The sequence below is a fragment of the Vibrio sp. 10N.222.52.B7 genome, assembly GCF_041474275.1.
Classification (GTDB): Bacteria; Pseudomonadota; Gammaproteobacteria; order Enterobacterales; family Vibrionaceae; genus Vibrio; species Vibrio crassostreae_C.
Map to the genome: position 1 here is coordinate 1 of NZ_JBFRTU010000753.1, position 437 is coordinate 437.

General features: G+C 40.3%; 1 pseudogene. It reads right to left on the reverse strand.

Annotated features, from left to right (window positions below):
- Positions 1-266: 266 nt before the first annotated feature.
- Positions 267-437, reverse strand: a pseudogene (locus AB4512_RS25135) (methyl-accepting chemotaxis protein); the annotation flags it as partial.

Consider the following 437-nt stretch of genomic DNA (forward strand, 5'->3'; position numbering starts at 1 on the left):
CGTCAGAGCTGTTGTTTAGTCGATTTTTTGACCTTGCGCATGCGGAAATAAAAGTAAGTACCTGCTGTCACTGTCTTATTTGATCGCGTTGTTCTAAATAGGCCAAATTGTCACAAGTTTACACTGCAGGTACATTCTTCATTTCTATTGCGCTCTATCGGAATATCTGTGTCTGCATATCGCAAAAAAATAGCGCTCATGTATGACATAAGCGCTATTAAATAACTGGAGACCCACACCTCTCTTAAAGAGATATGTTGGGAATTCTAGATTTTAAATGAACCGACATAACGATCGAGAACTTGTGATAACTCTGCCAGGTGCTGGCTTGATTGCTCTAATTTCTCACTTGCGCTCAAACCGTTTTTGACTGAGCTATTAACCGTATCCATATTCATATTAATTTCATTCGCTACCGCTGATTGCTGCTCCGTTGC